Raw genomic sequence first — 16269 nt, forward strand, 5'->3', positions numbered from 1 at the left:
GCTTGTTTTTCATGATATTATGGAGGGACAACCCATATATTGGAGGCATCTCGATGACTTACTATAAGGTCGGAAGATGCCGTTTAGGTGTGATACTTAAAGAAATCGGAATGAGTCAACAGTTTCTTGCTACCAAGGTTGAATTATCTATTCAGCAAATCAGCAATTACGTTAACAATCGACAAAATATGTCTTTAGAAAATGCGATAAACATTGCACGAATTGTTAATCGTCCAGTTAATGATCTTTACGAACTCATTCCATTGAAATCTAGGCACCAACGGCAGGAGTAGAAGTTTCTACTCTAAGCCGTACTATATGAATTCATATAGAACATATTAAGACGCTCCCTTCTTGGACAACAAAAAGCTCCATCACCGTTTTTCTGGTGACAGAGCTTTTTCCAATAGGAAAACTTTCGTCCCTTAGCTAAACTTTTGTCAGAAACTAAATAATCGCTAATGACAAAAATTAGAAAACTCGATACAATAGGTACGAGCAAGCTAACGGGTACGAAAAGTGCCTCTGTTCACCGACTGCACTTCGGTGGTCAGACTTACCAGGGCTGGGGAGTCCGAGGTAAGCATGTTGGCTTGCTTTTCATTTCCGATCATTTTTTTCTATATCTTAGCAAAATTTAACTTTACAAGCTAGACCCATTTATGAAAATTTTGGAATAAATAAGTTCCTAAATTCCAATTCCCCCTAATAAAGGGCTATATTGCTAAGATTGGTTAAAGTTTTTTGATCGATTTAACAATATATTACCATGAGTTTTACAATTAATATGTATCAATAGACCCCTAGGTCAATTGCTATTGACTTTTATGTTCTACCGATGTATAATACCCCATTTTTTCTGACATCAAATATACTAGATATAAACACGAAAAAACCACCTTCACTCAGGTGGTTTTTTTTGATAGCCCTTTTAGAAACTGCCTATACTTTTGACGCGAGGCCGTTGTGCAGGTCCCGTCAGGGAAATAGACTTTAACCCCATACGGGGTAACTTCTACTTTATCTATGCTTTTTAAATTTGTGACATTCGTTGTGTCTAAGTTTGTAAATCCGTGTTTCTCTAGGCAAATGTTATATCCCTCTAATGAATTCACTGGAAGAAATAATCCCATCTTAGTGTTGTAGGCAACAGTCGTATCGTTGTACTTATCAATAGTGTATAAATCATCAATTGATAGTTCCACGTATGCTGACTTATCTCTTCTGTTACCTGACGGTTTCATCCCAAAAAACTTGATATCACCCATAATTAGCTCTTACTTTCTTAATTCTTTAGGTGCAACTGGGTTACCGATACTAACCTTAGCAAACTTCGTGTAAATCTTACCCAAAGTACCTAATCCCTTTGAGATCGTTGTCGCAAACTTCTTCATCTGTTCCTCACCTCCTTTTAGGGATTAAAAGTATTGATTGTATAAAAAAGGACAAAGCCACAATCTGCGAAGACAAAAGAAAATTTGATGCAACTAATAGGATAGAAGCTCCTTTTAATAATTGAGCTCGACTTTTGGAAATCGTTCCTTCTTCAAAGCTTCCATTAGGTGCAAAAATTAGGACAAGGATAACATTTAATATATTTGTGATACTCGTATACTCTCGAACTGGGACATGTGGAATCACAACTATGATTGCTGTTGTCAACACAAAACATGTAGTTAAAGTCTTTGCATGATACCCTTTCGAGAAAATACGTAGGGCAATAAAACTGATCATCGCAACAATTGTTTCAGTAAATTTATTTGTTAAAAATCCAATCAGGAGAGAAAAGAATAATATTAGTAAATAATTAAGAGTAATGGACAATGAATAAGATAATATTTCCACACTTTCTTTTTTTTCTGGATCGGCAGCATGAATCTTGACTGCAAGAGAATGGGATAGTTTCTCAATCATTGGTCATATCCTTTTTCTCCAATAGTTTAAGGAGAATAACTAAATACAGTATAAACACAGGAATCAAGCTAGTAGGGTTGCCATCATATGAAATCAACCAGTTTGTTACAAACAAAAAAGTCCCCGTTGACAAAAATACCATTACCATTATAAGCACTCTTAACATTGTCATGTTAGTTCTTATATGAACATCTTGTGGTGGAACCATAATAAATGAAAAACCATGATTGTACCTGTAGATTAGCCAAGCTGCCAGGAAAACAAATAGATGAGTTGTCAACTGGATTATGTAAGTACCTAAGTTTGCAAGTGCTTGTCCGTCTGCGAATGAGACTATACCTGTCCATAACAAAACAAGATAAGTGCTATATTGTACAATAAAAAAACCTAGATACCCTACAGTTGACAACACGATGCCGTCAAATAGTCTCACCTTTAGCATATATCTAAAGAATAGCACAAGTATCGCGTATTGTACTAAACCATCAATAGTGGGTATGTCAAGTATAACTCGATTTAGATATGACACTAGTGATGCTGTAAGGGACATGATTAATAGCTCTTTTTTATAAGTCAAAGGGAATCGAAATACTTTGAATGCTAGAATCAGTATCGCTAGAATATCGATACTGCCTAAAAATATGTATAAAAGAGTTTCCATTCGAATTACCTCAATTTATCGTTGTATTAAAGCTAATCTAAAAATATCTCGCAATAAATTCCCTCCTTCAGATCGACTCGTAATCTTGTCTATGTAAAAGCCATAACAGAATAACAAGTGGAATTAATCCATATGTAAATACCACAAATAAATTAGCCTGGCTTATACTCATGATATACGAGTAAGTACTCATTACAAACACCACTAATCCCGCTGCTACAATTAACGAGTAGGATAGCATGCTTTTTTTCAACTTGTAGTTCAAGTTATGTGGAGGTTGAGACATAAAGCTATACCCCGTATTTAGTTTTGACACCAACCAGGCTACTACCGCTACTAGAACATCTACAAGGAGATGTATAAGCACTATTCGTAGTCCTGTTAATTGAGCTAAATCATCGAATGACACTACATTTGTTTTCAAAAACAATGATAATGTCACAAATTTAATACAGGAAAAGATTGCGCAGCCAGCAGATACAACTAATGCAGCTTCATATACCCTAAACTCAAGCATCCGTCTAAAAAATACTACTAACACTATGTACTGAATGGCGGCATCATATTGAGGTATATCCAGTATAAACCTGTTAAAATAAGATATTAACGACAATACAAAGGCAATTAGTAAAAAATCTCTTATATAGCTTAGAGCAGGAAACCGGAACATCTTAAAAGCAATGATCATGATAGCCAATTGGTCTAGTGCACCAAACACCAGATATAACAAAATACCCATAACATTTCCCCGATGCTGATTTTTTCACTTCAATTAACATTTTACCTCCGCTACTAGTAACAAGTCACTATTGATTTTTCAAATTTACTTGAACTATATTTGATCGAACTCACAATATGGTATTATATAAGCATAGAAACGCATACACTAAAACGAACTAGGTGCTACCAACACCACAATAGACTCCTAAAAAGGGTCGGCTCAATGACTTTCAGAAGAATAGACTTCCCCTACTTGTCAGGTCAAGGGAAGTCTATTTCCGTTTTGGGAAAGACAGTATGGCAACGATCAATAGCCCAAATGTGAGCATTAATGAGATTGCTTCATATACCGTCATACTCTCACCCCCTTTCCCTAGTGTTGGGGTAAAGTGAGGTGAGCCGACAACCCTTGAGAGCCGAACTATTGTATTAGGAAAATTATAACAGAACAAACGTACTTTCTTAAATAAAATTACTTAGATATCCTTCTGAAACTAAAAAAGACCCCCCTTATTTAGGAAGTCTTAAAAATTTGTGAAATAAGAAGGAAATTTTAGGTATTTATCGAATAATGTAGTAAATAAAAAGTTCCTTTATTTTCATGTATTGCACAAAACTTCGAAACTATATTTGTGTTCCGTTTTTTAAAATTTCTATAAATTTAGCCTTCATTTCTTGAATAGAATCTTCTCGTGGCATATTGATGTAGTTGGCTAAATATTTCATATATGGCTCAAGAAGTTCAAGAACTTGTTGAAGAGCAATCTCATCTCCTTGCTTAGCCTTTTCTAGTATTACATGAAATTGCTTTTTTTCTGTCGTAATAGATCTAGATATTTCTTTTTGCATTTGTGTACCCCCTGTTGAGTCATATTCAACTCGTTAGCTAATTCTCTCTCTGTAAACCCATCAACAATTATCTTTCGTATTATATATTTCCCTTTATCTGATGGTATCTGTTGGAAAATTTCTTCAAGATAAAGGGCTGAATATTCCTTTTCATCACATGATGAGAGGACTATTTCTTCAGATAAAAGTACTTCCTTTGAGTTTCTTTTTCTTGCTCGATATTGTAAATTCCAGGCTATCCTTTGCAGTATTTTTTGGCATTTAATAATCAGGATTTCATCTACGTCTATATTCATCTTATCCCCCATCCATCATTTGGATATAGCACCTTCTACTTACAAGGTAAAATATGACAACTTTAGACAACTATTTTTGGAAAAAAGCATAAAAAATAGTTTCTAAGTTCATATCTCCAAAAAATGGATTGCATTTCTAAAAATAAGGAGGTTTTTGTATGAATAAAACACTTATCGTCCTTGCATTGCTTCTTAGTTTTTCAGTCATATTAATAGGCTGTGGTAACAAACAAATGTCCAGTAGCCAAGCTAAGGAGTTTATCACGGAATACCAAAAAACTAAATATGAAATGGAACAAGTAGAAATTAAAACACCTGATGATAAAGATGAATACATGAAAAAAATGATGGAAAAAGCAAAACCCTATCTAACAGAATCTGAGTTCAATTCATTTTTCAATGAACGCAGAGCTTTACATGCAGTTCTTGCTGCTGAAGCTCAGTCTCAAATAAAAGTAAAAGACATAGTAATTGACAAAATAGAAGTTGATAAAGATAACGCGGAAAAAGTTACAGTAAATTATAAAATTACACTACAGCTTGTTTCTTATGATGGGAAAGAACAAAATGAAAAGACACACAACGGAATAATGACCATTATTAAAGTAGGAGACGCTGCTAAGATCAGTTCGGATAAAGAAGAGATCAAGGATAGTTTTTTGTTTGATCTAATAAAAACAACGAAGCATAAATAACTCTATATAGAATGAAAAAAAGGCGCCATGAATTTGGCGTCTTTTTTTCATTCATAATTGTCTTATTCTTGGTAAAAACGCATGTCACTTCGTGTTGAATCATTCGTATTTCGAATTCTACTTTCTCTTGTGTAGATCGTTCCGGCCCAAGTACCTATTGATTTTGTAATATCCATTTTGTCCATACGATCTTCAGTTAGATAATCACCAATTGGTCCATCACTTGCTGGTCGACCATTACAAGCAAAGTAGCTACCACATTTACAATAAAATATACTCCACCAACTATCAATTAAATCGTCTGTCTTCGTATCTCGAATATGCACTACACCCTTTGCCCACATCTTGTGTTTCTTTCCGTACATGTCACATGGATCTGCTGCCATAGATTTCATCCTCCATTACGTTTTATTAGAGACAATGTTTGTTTGCCCCTTCACTTAATGAGGAAAAATTATGGACAAAAAAACAACCAAATTTATTTTAATTATTCTAGTTGTTTTTCTACCTCTTTTATTTCTTTAGTATTAATAAAGAATTTATAAGGGGGCTTTACTCATGTATTTTGAGGATTATTATTTAAGCTTTTTACTGGTTATTACGATCTTTTTTGGTATTAGTATCGTAGGAAGTTCTTTAGTTGTAATTATGAAGAGACAATTGTTTTCTTATAACAGCTTAGTTTATCTAGGATTAGGTTTCATCTTGTCTACTTGTTTAATTGAATTAATTCCCGAAAGCTTAAAGCTTAATGACAATAATGGTTACTACATACTTTTTGGTTACTTGTTTATGTTCATGTCAAACGCTCGAACTGACATACACTTATGTGGATCATTAAATAATACGATAAAAGTAAGCAAAAATTCGCTTATTAGTATCCTATTATTCTTTTCTATACATTCATTTTTTGATGGAGCGATCATTGTATCAAGTTTTAATCTAAACTTTAGTAAAGAGATAAGCTTAATAAGCACCATATTATTACATAAGCTTCCTGAATCAATCGCGATTTCTGCTTTAATATTAGGTTTATATAAATCCAATAAAATCACTTTATTATCAGGGTGTTGTTTAGGTATCCTAACAGGATTAGGAGCTACTCTTTTCTTTTTATTAAAAGATGTACCAGGATTCATTAACATTAATTCAGTCGGAATTGGGATTGCTTCAGGAATTTTACTTTTCACTTCAACAATGTATTATTCTCTTCATTCAAATCCGTCAGGGAAGTTATACACAATTGGAATAATATGTGGTGTGGTTTTAAGCGTTTTTTTACATCAACATTGAGAGGTAGAATGAAAAAGAACGGGGGGGGCTCTGTTTTTTAATGCATATCAGTGACTCTAGTAAAAAAGTTATCCACATGTGGACAAATCTTCCGAATCAATGATAGAATAGGATCAATTCAAAAATGATTCGGAAATGAAAAAAAGCCATCGGGATCGACTGGAGTTGGCGCTCCTATCGATTCTGTCCAACCGTCTGGTACACGGTGAACAGGCAATCCGTAGATTACTGGCCCCTTATATGGCTCTTTGTCATAGAATTTATAATAGGCTGCCATCAAAGCAACCCTTTCTTGGCATCATTATAACATCTCTATTGACTATAGACAACGGAAAAACATGTCTTTTTCTGTATTAAGTTCGCCAATTTTCTAGGATTTACGCAAGCTTTCGTTATAAATACGTGAGCCCTGTCACCCAATTAAACCGGTGGCAGGGCTTTTTTGATCTCCGACAATTAGGGAGAGATAGAGATGAGTAGCAGCAAATTAAGTTTTACACAAGGTGCATCAAAAACACCAAGAAACGAGTTAGATTTACCCCAATTGCATTTTGTAGCAATGGACGATTGGGTAGAAAAGCTAGGAGATACAGCATTTATAAGCTGGCTTAAATTCTTCACCTGGTGCGACCGATCAGATAAAAATCGTGAACATGATGCTATTCCAAACAGTATGAATAAACTAGCAAAAAAACTTGGTGTAGGAAAAGATACTTTATACAACAAAATTATAAAGCCTCTATGGAACTATGGATTGATTGATTTAGAGCAAGTAATCAAGGCTTCTAATACATACGTTAACATTATTGTATACAAGTACCCACAAAATACTAAATCTTTGAAAACAGAACCGTTAAAGAAAGTTCGTGATTATGAAAAGGACTATAACTCCAAAGCCCGCGAGGATGGAAAGAAAGGCGGGCGTCCTAAAAATTCTAAATCAAAGGTGGTTCTGAATGAGAACCACCCCGGTTCTGAGATAGAACCACCCCTGGTTCCAGATGAGAACCACCCTGGTTCTGAAATAGAACCCAATAAAAAAGATTTAAATCTATCTAATTCTTATAAATCCTTATTTAATCTTTTAAAAAAATATCTATCTAATCTATCTATGAGTGAAAAAATGCGAGGATGGATTGAAAAACAAATTCTTTTAGAAAGATTGACAGATGGACGTAAACTAAAAACTATTTGTGATGTTTATTTTGAGTTACAAGATACCCATGAAATTACAGATCAAGTGTTCATGGAAGTATGTAATCGAGTATTAGATACACCTGCGAAGACTTCTTTTAAAGGTCTCTTGAGGAAATCATTGCAAAACCATATAAGTTCAAATGCAGGACAAAATCTCTCTCAACCAAAAGCTACTAAAGCTGTTGACGAAAACTCGATTCCGGAGAATCTAATCGAAGTGTATGAAATGACAAGACCTATTATTGACAAGATAAAACATACGGATCTTCCGAAAACAGAAAAATGGAATCAGGTTGTTTCAAAAATCCAAGAAGAGACAAATTTGTCTTGGTTAGAAGCAAAATTGTTAGCAATGGATTTAAATCAGGTGACTAATGACTTACTATAGCTAACACTATGAAAGGTTGAGTTATCCACAAAGTTCCTGCGCTTACAGGTTGTAAGGGTAGATTATCCACAGATTCAACTGGCCCTTACATGATGTAAGAGTGGAACCAAGCTCGTATACATTATAGTTATCGTGGCAATCCTTTTAACATCCAGACGTTCATGAAAGGATTGAATCTTATGGCTAAATGCAAATGGTGCGGCAATAAAACAACCGATAAAGGTTTGAATAAACGAGAAAATCACTGTGCATCATGTTATAAGCAGTGGAAAGCGATAGGGAAAAATATCGCTAAATACGGTACCTTGCTACGTAATTAGTCGAAATACATGTACTCTACACGTCTGTCTACAATGACAGGGTTAACTTTGTATCGTGGATTCTTATTGTATTTCGTCTGCAAGTACCGCACGATATCTGGGCTGTTAAGGGAAAGCTTTATAATTTCTTCCGCTAATTTTGTTTTTGTCATTCCGCAGCTCAAAGCTAACTTTTCGAGTTTTCCATGAGTATCTGTATTTAGCGATGGATTTACGCGAACTTTTTTATCAGAACGAACCTTGCGAATAGGCACCCGTTGTTTAGTATCCATTTGGCTACTCCCCCACTCTATTTTGAAATTTTATTGGATGAAATCTGGACTTATCTCAGTAAAACATTTACGGAGTTACTCAGTTACAGTGTTACAACGTTACAGTTACGGCGTAACACTGTAACACATTTACAACAATATATGTCCAAGCATTAGAGTCTATTACTTGATTTCCGAATGAAGTAGCGCCTCTGACTTTAAACCATCAAGAGCTGCTCGTAAGGCCTTTCTGCGGTATTCGGTTGTAGTCACGAATTGAATCGTGGGGAACTGGCCAAATCGTTTCTGGAATAACCCACTATCTCGCAGTTCTCTGTACAAATTTATTTTCTGCCGATTAACAGTCATCGATTGCGTGGAATCAACTTCGAGAAAAAAGTACTGTTCGTTTTTCTGGTATAAGGCATCAGGAATCAGTGCTTTTCCTTCCCATTTGATGGCTTGTTCCTGCTTCCATAATCGAGGTCGAATCCAAATGTACACTTCGTTCCTAAGAAGCGTGTGCGGGGCTGTGAGCGTCTTCCCGCGTACCTTCTTTGACCCGATAGCTTTCCTTCCGCTTGCGGATAGATAGTAGACAGCTTCCTCTAGCCGAAATGAATTCAACATACTGTCCATATCAGTTAAGATGCGATGAGTGTTTCGCCTGCTTCCTAGACCATGAAGACGCTGAATCTGGCTTGTTGTCAGAAATCCGAAATCATCCAAGGACGATAGTATCTGCATCCAGCGAGATTGTTTCTTGATGGTTGCTGCGTTCATCGGTTTCCCTCCTCTCCACATTTTTTAAGAGCTCTTTGGCGCGCTGATAGGACAGGTAGAACGTTTGTATTTCGCAATCCTTAGCTTGTTGGAAAATAGCTCGCCCTGGTATGTCAGGCAGATCGGATGATTTGTCGTTGTCTAGAATGATGCGAGACTGAATGCTGTCTCTGGTCCGAAATGCTATTGTTGTGGCCACATTAGTTTTTATGATGCCATCGATAATATCAGCGCTAGGACGTTGAGTGGAAAGAATTATCGTGACACCAGCAGCTCTCCCTTTGGCTGAGATGGAAGTTAGTTTTTCCTTAATGGCTGCTTTTACCTCTTTATGTGGGTCACCTCGGTCAGCGACTCTGAAGTCTGACAGCTCATCGATAACTAGGATTATTCGTTTCCCCCGCCATTCTTGAATCTCATTACTGGCCATCCATTTGAGGCGTTGAATCATATCTTGTTCGACTGTATCCAACACCTGGTATACCTCATATAAACTGGTTGCAAATCCTTTGACATGTTCAAAGTTACGGAAAAGCCCCAACTCTACCCCACCCTTTAAATCACAAAGATACATATCTGGCTTAGGCCCTAGTGATAAAGATGTCAGAACAGATCGAAGGAATACACTCTTTCCGCCACCACTTATGCCAGCGTTCAGCAGATGCGGGTATGGTCCAGAAAAATCATAATAGACCGTCTCCCCTCTTCGATCTACTCCAATAGGAATCCGCCAGCTTCGAGACTTCTCATAGGTATATTCGATTTTTTTAGGAAGTCCCTTATTGTAAATCTCCATAACAAATCCTGTGGTATGTGAATACTCAAAACTGACATCATGCCCTAGGGCTTCTGCAAAGGCTTCCTGATGCTTTATAACCTCTTTTGTTGTAATCCCCTTCGGTAGATATAAACGCACTTGTACACCCCATGAGCGCCTCTGACAAGCCGTTATTTTAGGTAAATGAACGTACTCCCCTACTTTCACCAAAATTCCTCGCCTTCTGCACACTCTTAATATTTTGTCCTCAATGCTATTTACTCCCTGAAATATTGTGGCTACTCCAGCAATTGAGGCAATTCCCAAAGCAAAAGCTACTGTTGATGAAACAGTAAAAATAGGTATAATAAAAACCTCCTAACTACGTAGTAGTATTTCAACTAAAAAGAATACTGTTGAACAAGCAATAAATCAGATATATCAAGGATTCTTACAACTTCTTTAATTGTTCTTTTGGAGAACATTCTTTGGAATATTCTTTGGTATGTTCTAATTGAATGCCGTATGGATTGTCCAAAATGCTACTTTTTTGTAACAAATATGTTTGTATTTTTAAATTCTTGTCCATGCTGATGGATGAGGTGATTATGAAATGTTTGGCTTAGGTAAGAAACGTTCCCGCCTTGGAAAATGGTTAGATCATAGAGGAATTACTCAACAATGGTTAGCTCGTGAAACAAATTTAAATAGAGCAACGATATCGAGGATTGCGTCAGAGGATGAGTACACACCTAATTTGAAAACAATACAAAAAATACTCCAAACATTACGTAAGGTGGACCCAAAAGTAAAACAAACTGACTTTTGGGAAATGTAACTTTTGTATAAGACTTTAGGAGAAAAGTTTTGGTTAATACTTTAGCAATGACTAAGCGACCTAAGCTAAAATCGTATTCTAAAACAACATAAGAATGTTGCTATTACAGTGTTTTTCGGCTGTTTTCTAATCAGCAATAAGTCAACGGTTAAACGTTACTAAATAGGTTTTTCAGTAGCAAAAAACGGTAAATTCACTTTTGGACTACCGTTTTTTGCTTTTATCTTTTTTTCTTTCCGTCATTATATTGGATATATATGTTAAAATAGATATTATTAAAGTGCTCACTTTAATTGACGACACAGAAAAAAGACAAGTTGTGTTATGCATAATGCAATAATCACAAGGAGGGTTTCACATATTGAAATAAAGGAGATGTATGCCTTGAAAAAAATTTATATCCTTATTTTCTCTCTCATCGGAATTTTTGCACTCAGTACCCTTATTTATTTTCCAGGATTAAAAGTAAAGTCATTTGACGAACTTGGTTGGTTCAATAAAGAAAAGATCACTTATCTGAGTATCAAAAAAAATAATGATAATGAATACGTAGAACTAACTACCGAAGATATTCAAAAAGTACTAAATGATTTCTCTAAAATGGAACTTCGAAAAATAAAGAGAGAATCTGATGCTTTTGATTCTGCTTCGAAAAATGTAAATGAAGAATCCCCTAAATACGTTATTGATCTTAAAGAAAATAACCAGGACATTGGCACAATATATCTTAATGACACCAACTATATAAAGTTCTATCAGAATACCAAGGAAGAGGTCGACATATATAAAATTGTAAATAACCCAGCCCTAGAGATTCACGCTGTTTTCGAATCTGCTAGAAATAAATGACCTATCTTCCACATAAAAAAGGGGGATGTTCGGTTAAACTTCCGAACATCCCCCTTTTTAAATTACATCTCTATCCAGCCGCTCTTACCGTACAAGCGAGTAACTAATCCCTTGCCGGTAATGAGGCGAATGTCGTCATAGTCCATAAACGGGAATTCGATCTCAAGCTTTGTGTATTGCGGATTATCTCTCATGAAACGACGAGTTCTATGCAAGTCTCTAACTGCTTTCTCGATATTATTTTCAAGATCTCCCCGCAAATTTGTTGATAAAGATGTAACCAAACTAACAATACCTACCGCGATGGCAGCCGGTCGAATTAGATTGAACACAGTGCCAGCGATAGCAGTTCCAAGAGAAATATTAGATGCCAGTTTATTATCATCCATCTGGATTACACCATATTCCAGGACAGCCTCCATGGTTTCAGCAAGATCGTCAAGTTGCCTTTCGTTTACAATAATCGTATCTGAGTATTGTTTGAGTTTTGTTCGTGCCATAATTTATCTTCCTCCAAAAATATAGTAACAAGTAATTAAACAAGTAATTTCCCGCGCGGTAATTAACCTGTTACTAATAGAGGAGAAATTTAGCAAAAAAAAACAACCATTTTCTTAATGAATTATAACCTTGATTTCCTTCTTATAAAAACGAAAGAACGGTAAAACCTAAGTTAAGTCTACCGTTCTTTCGTTTTTGCCATCTCGTTGGCCAGATTATCTTCAATATATCGTTGTATGAAAAGCTCCCGTTTACCTAGATCCTCTTCTTTGCCGAAAAGTCCTTTCTTGCGGTATCTTTCCCCTTCAGGCAGCCGATTCCATTCATCCTGGGCCTGTTTCTTGAGGCGATTAGTCACTTCTAACTCGGCCATACGTAGATCAAATTGAACGGCACGGATCATGTCTCGCATCTCAGCTTCGTTGTTAGCACTTGAAGCAATTTCATCAATTGCGCTACGCAACTCCCCTACTTGTTTTATGCTATCCTTCAACTTTTCCAAATCGTTTTGGCTTTTATGGATTTTCTCTTCCATATCCTTTTTTATCTGATTAGGTACATCTTTTAGCTGTTGCTTCATTTGCTCAAGTTCTATGTTTGTCCTACGTGTAGTCTCAGGTAGCCCCATGAGTTGACTCTTGATTTGCATCAGTTCTTGTCGGGTTTCCAGAAGCTCCTGTGTTATCTCTCGGTTCGTCTGAATTACCTCTTGGTATGACATGGCCATTCCCTTAAAGAATTCCATAAACTGTTCTGGATCATCTGGATAAGACAAACTCATCTTACGTTTTTCAAACGTTTCCAAGTCTATCTGTACTCGGCCCGCAAACTCCTCTACTACCTGTTTAGCAGCAGTTTCTACCCGCATTCTATTTTCTTGTCTCAATTCCATGAAACGTTTTATAGCCTCAATATCAATATCACGATAGGCTCTTGCTCCCCTATCATCCAATAAATATTGATACCCCTCTGCTTCTAGAGCCTCAGACCAGCGATAAACTGTTGTTGATGTTGTTTCGAACATCTCAGCTAACTGAGCTGTGTAATATGTTTTCATATTATGCATTTAACAATTCTTCCTCCTTTCTTTTGTAATAGTACGTTAAGTTATGTAAGTCAAAAAAACTTAGTGTGGATGGGTATTACAATCCTATTTAGCATTATAACAAAGCTAAAGTATATATAGTTGAATAAAAGAAATGATTGTATTAAAAGTTAACAGAAGTTTGTTGTTAAAGGCTTGTGAACGAACTTTGTAAGCTTGCGTTAATTGGTGTGGAACGGTCTTACAAAGAAAATCTTGCCAAAAATATGGATAGTATTGTATGATCTAGACAAGATACTTGTGTAACACAATAACGTTACACGAATGGGTTACACAATGTAACATAATAAAAAACATATTTTAATTGCAGAGTAAGAGGAGGGGAGTACGCTTGACTTTCACCGATGATGTAGTCGCATACATTTGTGATAAGGTGTTAAAAGATGCGGCTCTTGATGTATTTTACTTAGTGACTCTTAATCCGAATGGGATATCAAAAATAGATATCTTAAAAGAATACCAAACTCGGATGGGGTTAGAATTAACACCTAATAAACTTTCCCAAAAATACAGATCCACCGTAGAAGAGGGGATAGCAGTTTTATTGGGAACAACTTTTATTGATTACTATCCAGACGGAACTTCTTTCAAATATTTCTTAACTGATAACGGAAAATTGGTAATACCTAAGATGGGGAGAATTCTAAAAGAAAAACCAGAGTTGGTGAAGACTAGCAATATCATCGCTAAAGTTATGGAAGGGGAGGCAAAATAATGAGTAAGATTACAATTGATAATGTATGGGATTTGGAAAGTTTTGTAAAACAGAAGGGGGCCGATCTTGGAATTAAGTTTGGTTTTATCGGGATTGGCCAAGGTGGCGGAAAAATTGTAGATACTTTTGCTGGCATCCGTAATCCTATTAATAACGAACCAGCATATCCGGTTCTATGTCTTAACACCAATATGGGTGATTTAAAATCCTTAAAGAATGTAGATAAAAACAACCGCGTGTCATTAAAAGGGAAAGAATTTGAACGTGGTGCTGGCATGGATCCAAGTAAGGGAAAGTTAGCTGTACAAGCGAATGGTCAAATTGTATTTAATGAAATTAATCGAGTTTTGAAAGATGTTGATGTAATCGTAGTGGCTGCTTCTTTAGGTGGAGGGACTGGTACAGGAGCTATAAATATGGTTATTGACGTAGTGGCGGACTTCGTAGGAAAGCCCGTTATGGCTATTGTATCACTACCAAATCCGCACATTGACGAGAATCTTAATGCATACTATGCGCTTAAAGAACTTACGCCTAAACTCCAAGAAGTGAGAACCGATAAGAAGGGAAATACTTATCGAGTTTTAGAGAACCTTACGATTATTGATAACAAAAAACTAATTGAAGATCACCTAGCTGATACTGATTTGGATAGTAGTATCTCATGGGACCAATATTCCAATTACAAGGTTGCAAGTATCCTCCATGAATGGAATGTATCAACAACGCTAGAATCTGATAAAACATTAGACGCAGAAGATTTTAAAAACAAATTATTATGCACCGGCGGTGTCCTCACTTACGCGAAAAAGCGAATCAACTTGCAAGAAAATGTTTTGAAGAGCGAGAATGATTTGATTAACGAAATCGTATCCACATATCGCGAGAAAAACGTACTTGCGAATGGGTTTAATTATTCGAAAGATGCTCGCGCATTTGGCCTACATGTTGTTATGCCAAAAAGTAAAGAAGAGTTGTTAAATATAAATACATTAGAAAAAATCAATAAGCGTATTAAGGAAGAGCTACCTGGTGTCCCTGTGTATTATGGTAAATCTACATGGGATTCTAAGCATGCGCTTGTGTACACTTTAGTAAGCTTACAAGGATTGCCCGAACGAGCAAGAAGATTGGAAGAAGAATCACAACAATTAGTCAAGGAGCAACAAGAACGTGAGAGTAAATCATCTGGTTTTGATCTCGGTGGTGAACTGAGTTTACCAAATCCGTTCAAAACTACTACTACGAGATCAAGAAGTGTTTCGGATGCCCCTGCGAACCCGTTTGCTTCTCGCGATGAAGTAGCTAGCACCACAGATGATGACGAACCTTTTAATCCATTTCTCATTAAAAAGTAACTAGGGAGAATGAGATAATTCCTCTGGATGTTAGTAGTGGTTCTTAAACGGAGGTCAAAATGAAAAACCCATATACTGTGTACGTAGTCTTTGCGACTGAATACCAAGGGGAAGAAGTAACTTTCCACAGGTGCTTTGAAAATGAGTCTGAAGTTGTAAAATATGCATCTGAAATTTCATCAAGCAATAACTCAAACTGCAAAATTACCAAAGTCTTTGCTTTGACGGAAAGTGGTAAAACTGACGAGATGGAATTGATTTTTAAAGGAAGAATCTTGTTAGTACGAAAGGATTTTGGAGAGAAAGCGTCCAATCCTTTCAAATCTAATCCGTTTAAGCAAAAATAATAGAATAGTATTGTGTAATTGGAAATAATAAACATATTACAACGTGAACAGCATTGATAAAAAATCGGTGCTGTTTTTTATAGGGAGGAAATAAAAGCATGGATCAACCAATAAAAATTACAAAAATGGATGAAAAGTTATCTGCTTGTTTTGAGGAAGGATTCACAATAATAAGTGACATAACCGTGAGGCAAGGTGATATAAGAACCGTTATTTTGAGGTGGCCGAACGATAAAGCTAAATATACAGTGTTATTATTGAAAAGTTACAAGTTAGTGGATATCGAGGAAATTTCAGAGATCATTCTCTCAAAGAATGATGTTGAAATCCTGTCTGCTTATTTTAATAGCTAATAAGGTACTAGGGTATTTAGTAAATTAAAAGAGTCAATGGGTAAAATTCCAGAATACAAAATCCCTCCAACGGTCTAAA

At 36.0% G+C, this 16269-nt stretch carries 21 protein-coding genes; 10 read left to right on the forward strand and 11 right to left on the reverse strand.

All coding sequences use genetic code 11. The features are described 5' to 3' along the window. The first annotated feature begins 53 nt into the window (after nt 1-53). Complete coding sequence (locus QZ995_RS20985; protein WP_301811337.1) at nt 54-293, forward strand: helix-turn-helix transcriptional regulator; 240 nt, start codon at nt 54-56, stop codon at nt 291-293. Nucleotides 294-905: 612 nt separating this feature from the next. Here the strand turns inward: QZ995_RS20985 and QZ995_RS20990 are convergent. The 4 genes from QZ995_RS20990 to QZ995_RS21000 all read right to left on the reverse strand — a co-directional run bounded on the left by QZ995_RS20990 (nt 906) and on the right by QZ995_RS21000 (nt 4144). Continuing rightward, nucleotides 906-1268, reverse strand: coding sequence for a hypothetical protein (locus QZ995_RS20990; RefSeq protein WP_301811339.1), 363 nt, complete (start codon nt 1266-1268; stop codon nt 906-908). Nucleotides 1269-1401: 133 nt separating this feature from the next. Next, entirely contained in the window at nt 1402-1914 is a 513-nt protein-coding gene (locus tag QZ995_RS20995) for an accessory gene regulator ArgB-like protein (RefSeq protein ID WP_301811341.1), read from the reverse strand. 1653 nt (nt 1915-3567) lie between these two features. Next, nucleotides 3568-3651, reverse strand: a complete 84-nt coding sequence (locus QZ995_RS23900) for a putative holin-like toxin (protein ID WP_366919716.1) — start codon at nt 3649-3651, stop codon at nt 3568-3570. 268 nt (nt 3652-3919) lie between these two features. Further along, complete coding sequence (locus QZ995_RS21000) at nt 3920-4144, reverse strand: helix-turn-helix domain-containing protein (RefSeq protein ID WP_301811343.1); 225 nt, start codon at nt 4142-4144, stop codon at nt 3920-3922. 454 nt (nt 4145-4598) lie between these two features. Between QZ995_RS21000 and QZ995_RS21005 the strand changes: the two genes are divergently transcribed. Next, entirely contained in the window at nt 4599-5135 is a 537-nt protein-coding gene (locus QZ995_RS21005; RefSeq protein ID WP_301811345.1) for a hypothetical protein, read from the forward strand. 62 nt (nt 5136-5197) lie between these two features. Here QZ995_RS21005 and QZ995_RS21010 read toward each other — a convergent pair whose 3' ends face one another. Continuing rightward, on the reverse strand, nt 5198-5521 hold the full coding sequence (locus QZ995_RS21010; protein WP_301811347.1) for a hypothetical protein: 324 nt from the start codon (nt 5519-5521) through the stop codon (nt 5198-5200). A gap of 172 nt (nt 5522-5693) precedes the next feature. Between QZ995_RS21010 and QZ995_RS21015 the strand changes: the two genes are divergently transcribed. Then, on the forward strand, nt 5694-6428 hold the full coding sequence (locus QZ995_RS21015; protein WP_301811349.1) for a ZIP family metal transporter: 735 nt from the start codon (nt 5694-5696) through the stop codon (nt 6426-6428). 118 nt (nt 6429-6546) lie between these two features. Here the strand turns inward: QZ995_RS21015 and QZ995_RS21020 are convergent, their stop codons facing one another. Next, the gene (locus QZ995_RS21020) at nt 6547-6705 is read right to left on the reverse strand and encodes a hypothetical protein (protein ID WP_301811351.1); all 159 of its coding nucleotides are present in this window, start codon (nt 6703-6705) and stop codon (nt 6547-6549) included. A 195-nt stretch (nt 6706-6900) separates the two neighbouring features. On the opposite strand from QZ995_RS21020, the gene QZ995_RS21025 reads away from it, so the two are divergent. Beyond that, on the forward strand, nt 6901-8013 hold the full coding sequence (locus QZ995_RS21025; RefSeq protein WP_301811353.1) for a hypothetical protein: 1113 nt from the start codon (nt 6901-6903) through the stop codon (nt 8011-8013). A 316-nt stretch (nt 8014-8329) separates the two neighbouring features. Here QZ995_RS21025 and QZ995_RS21030 read toward each other — a convergent pair whose 3' ends face one another. The 3 genes from QZ995_RS21030 to QZ995_RS21040 form a co-directional block, all read right to left on the reverse strand. Further along, entirely contained in the window at nt 8330-8605 is a 276-nt protein-coding gene (locus QZ995_RS21030) for a hypothetical protein (RefSeq protein WP_301811355.1), read from the reverse strand. A 162-nt stretch (nt 8606-8767) separates the two neighbouring features. Beyond that, a complete protein-coding gene (locus tag QZ995_RS21035) occupies nt 8768-9367 on the reverse strand; it encodes a replication-relaxation family protein (protein WP_301811358.1) in 600 nt (199 codons plus the stop codon). Continuing rightward, entirely contained in the window at nt 9306-10352 is a 1047-nt protein-coding gene (locus tag QZ995_RS21040) for an FtsK/SpoIIIE domain-containing protein (protein ID WP_301811378.1), read from the reverse strand. Before QZ995_RS21040 ends, QZ995_RS21035 begins: the two co-directional genes overlap by 62 nt. 385 nt (nt 10353-10737) lie before the next feature. Here QZ995_RS21040 and QZ995_RS21045 point away from each other — a divergent pair, with 385 nt between their 5' ends. Beyond that, nucleotides 10738-10962 (forward strand): helix-turn-helix domain-containing protein, encoded by a 225-nt coding sequence (locus QZ995_RS21045; RefSeq protein ID WP_301811360.1) that lies wholly within the window; start codon nt 10738-10740, stop codon nt 10960-10962. A 384-nt stretch (nt 10963-11346) separates the two neighbouring features. Further along, the gene (locus QZ995_RS21050; RefSeq protein WP_301811362.1) at nt 11347-11811 is read left to right on the forward strand and encodes a hypothetical protein; all 465 of its coding nucleotides are present in this window, start codon (nt 11347-11349) and stop codon (nt 11809-11811) included. Nucleotides 11812-11873: 62 nt separating this feature from the next. Here QZ995_RS21050 and QZ995_RS21055 read toward each other — a convergent pair whose 3' ends face one another. Both QZ995_RS21055 and QZ995_RS21060 read right to left on the reverse strand, forming a co-directional pair. Beyond that, entirely contained in the window at nt 11874-12311 is a 438-nt protein-coding gene (locus QZ995_RS21055) for a hypothetical protein (protein ID WP_301811363.1), read from the reverse strand. A gap of 179 nt (nt 12312-12490) precedes the next feature. Continuing rightward, a complete protein-coding gene (locus QZ995_RS21060; RefSeq protein WP_301811365.1) occupies nt 12491-13378 on the reverse strand; it encodes a helix-turn-helix domain-containing protein in 888 nt (295 codons plus the stop codon). Between the two features lie 370 nt (nt 13379-13748). Here QZ995_RS21060 and QZ995_RS21065 point away from each other — a divergent pair, with 370 nt between their 5' ends. The 4 genes from QZ995_RS21065 (at nt 13749) to QZ995_RS21080 (ending at nt 16190) form a co-directional block, all read left to right on the forward strand. Next, nucleotides 13749-14132: a hypothetical protein gene (locus tag QZ995_RS21065; protein WP_301811367.1), complete on the forward strand. Its 384-nt coding sequence runs from the start codon at nt 13749-13751 to the stop codon at nt 14130-14132. Further along, on the forward strand, nt 14132-15490 hold the full coding sequence (locus QZ995_RS21070) for a cell division GTPase (protein ID WP_301811369.1): 1359 nt from the start codon (nt 14132-14134) through the stop codon (nt 15488-15490). The genes QZ995_RS21065 and QZ995_RS21070 overlap by 1 nt, the downstream gene beginning before the upstream one ends. 59 nt (nt 15491-15549) lie before the next feature. Continuing rightward, a complete protein-coding gene (locus QZ995_RS21075) occupies nt 15550-15837 on the forward strand; it encodes a hypothetical protein (protein WP_301811370.1) in 288 nt (95 codons plus the stop codon). A gap of 98 nt (nt 15838-15935) precedes the next feature. Further along, the gene (locus QZ995_RS21080) at nt 15936-16190 is read left to right on the forward strand and encodes a hypothetical protein (protein ID WP_301811372.1); all 255 of its coding nucleotides are present in this window, start codon (nt 15936-15938) and stop codon (nt 16188-16190) included. Nucleotides 16191-16269: the final 79 nt, after the last annotated feature.

The organism is Brevibacillus laterosporus (assembly GCF_030489605.1).
Classification (GTDB): domain Bacteria; phylum Bacillota; class Bacilli; order Brevibacillales; family Brevibacillaceae; genus Brevibacillus_B; species Brevibacillus_B laterosporus_E.

Coding starts and splice junctions, on each gene's coding strand:
- QZ995_RS20985 (WP_301811337.1), top strand. CDS start 54: ATGACTTACTATAAGGTCGGAAGATGCCGTTTAGGTGTGATACTTAAA.
- QZ995_RS20990 (WP_301811339.1), bottom strand. CDS start 1,268: ATGGGTGATATCAAGTTTTTTGGGATGAAACCGTCAGGTAACAGAAGA.
- QZ995_RS20995 (WP_301811341.1), bottom strand. CDS start 1,914: ATGATTGAGAAACTATCCCATTCTCTTGCAGTCAAGATTCATGCTGCC.
- QZ995_RS23900 (WP_366919716.1), bottom strand. CDS start 3,651: ATGACGGTATATGAAGCAATCTCATTAATGCTCACATTTGGGCTATTG.
- QZ995_RS21000 (WP_301811343.1), bottom strand. CDS start 4,144: ATGCAAAAAGAAATATCTAGATCTATTACGACAGAAAAAAAGCAATTT.
- QZ995_RS21005 (WP_301811345.1), top strand. CDS start 4,599: ATGAATAAAACACTTATCGTCCTTGCATTGCTTCTTAGTTTTTCAGTC.
- QZ995_RS21010 (WP_301811347.1), bottom strand. CDS start 5,521: ATGGCAGCAGATCCATGTGACATGTACGGAAAGAAACACAAGATGTGG.
- QZ995_RS21015 (WP_301811349.1), top strand. CDS start 5,694: ATGTATTTTGAGGATTATTATTTAAGCTTTTTACTGGTTATTACGATC.
- QZ995_RS21020 (WP_301811351.1), bottom strand. CDS start 6,705: ATGGCAGCCTATTATAAATTCTATGACAAAGAGCCATATAAGGGGCCA.
- QZ995_RS21025 (WP_301811353.1), top strand. CDS start 6,901: ATGAGTAGCAGCAAATTAAGTTTTACACAAGGTGCATCAAAAACACCA.
- QZ995_RS21030 (WP_301811355.1), bottom strand. CDS start 8,605: ATGGATACTAAACAACGGGTGCCTATTCGCAAGGTTCGTTCTGATAAA.
- QZ995_RS21035 (WP_301811358.1), bottom strand. CDS start 9,367: ATGAACGCAGCAACCATCAAGAAACAATCTCGCTGGATGCAGATACTA.
- QZ995_RS21045 (WP_301811360.1), top strand. CDS start 10,738: ATGTTTGGCTTAGGTAAGAAACGTTCCCGCCTTGGAAAATGGTTAGAT.
- QZ995_RS21055 (WP_301811363.1), bottom strand. CDS start 12,311: ATGGCACGAACAAAACTCAAACAATACTCAGATACGATTATTGTAAAC.
- QZ995_RS21060 (WP_301811365.1), bottom strand. CDS start 13,378: ATGCATAATATGAAAACATATTACACAGCTCAGTTAGCTGAGATGTTC.
- QZ995_RS21070 (WP_301811369.1), top strand. CDS start 14,132: ATGAGTAAGATTACAATTGATAATGTATGGGATTTGGAAAGTTTTGTA.
- QZ995_RS21075 (WP_301811370.1), top strand. CDS start 15,550: ATGAAAAACCCATATACTGTGTACGTAGTCTTTGCGACTGAATACCAA.
- QZ995_RS21080 (WP_301811372.1), top strand. CDS start 15,936: ATGGATCAACCAATAAAAATTACAAAAATGGATGAAAAGTTATCTGCT.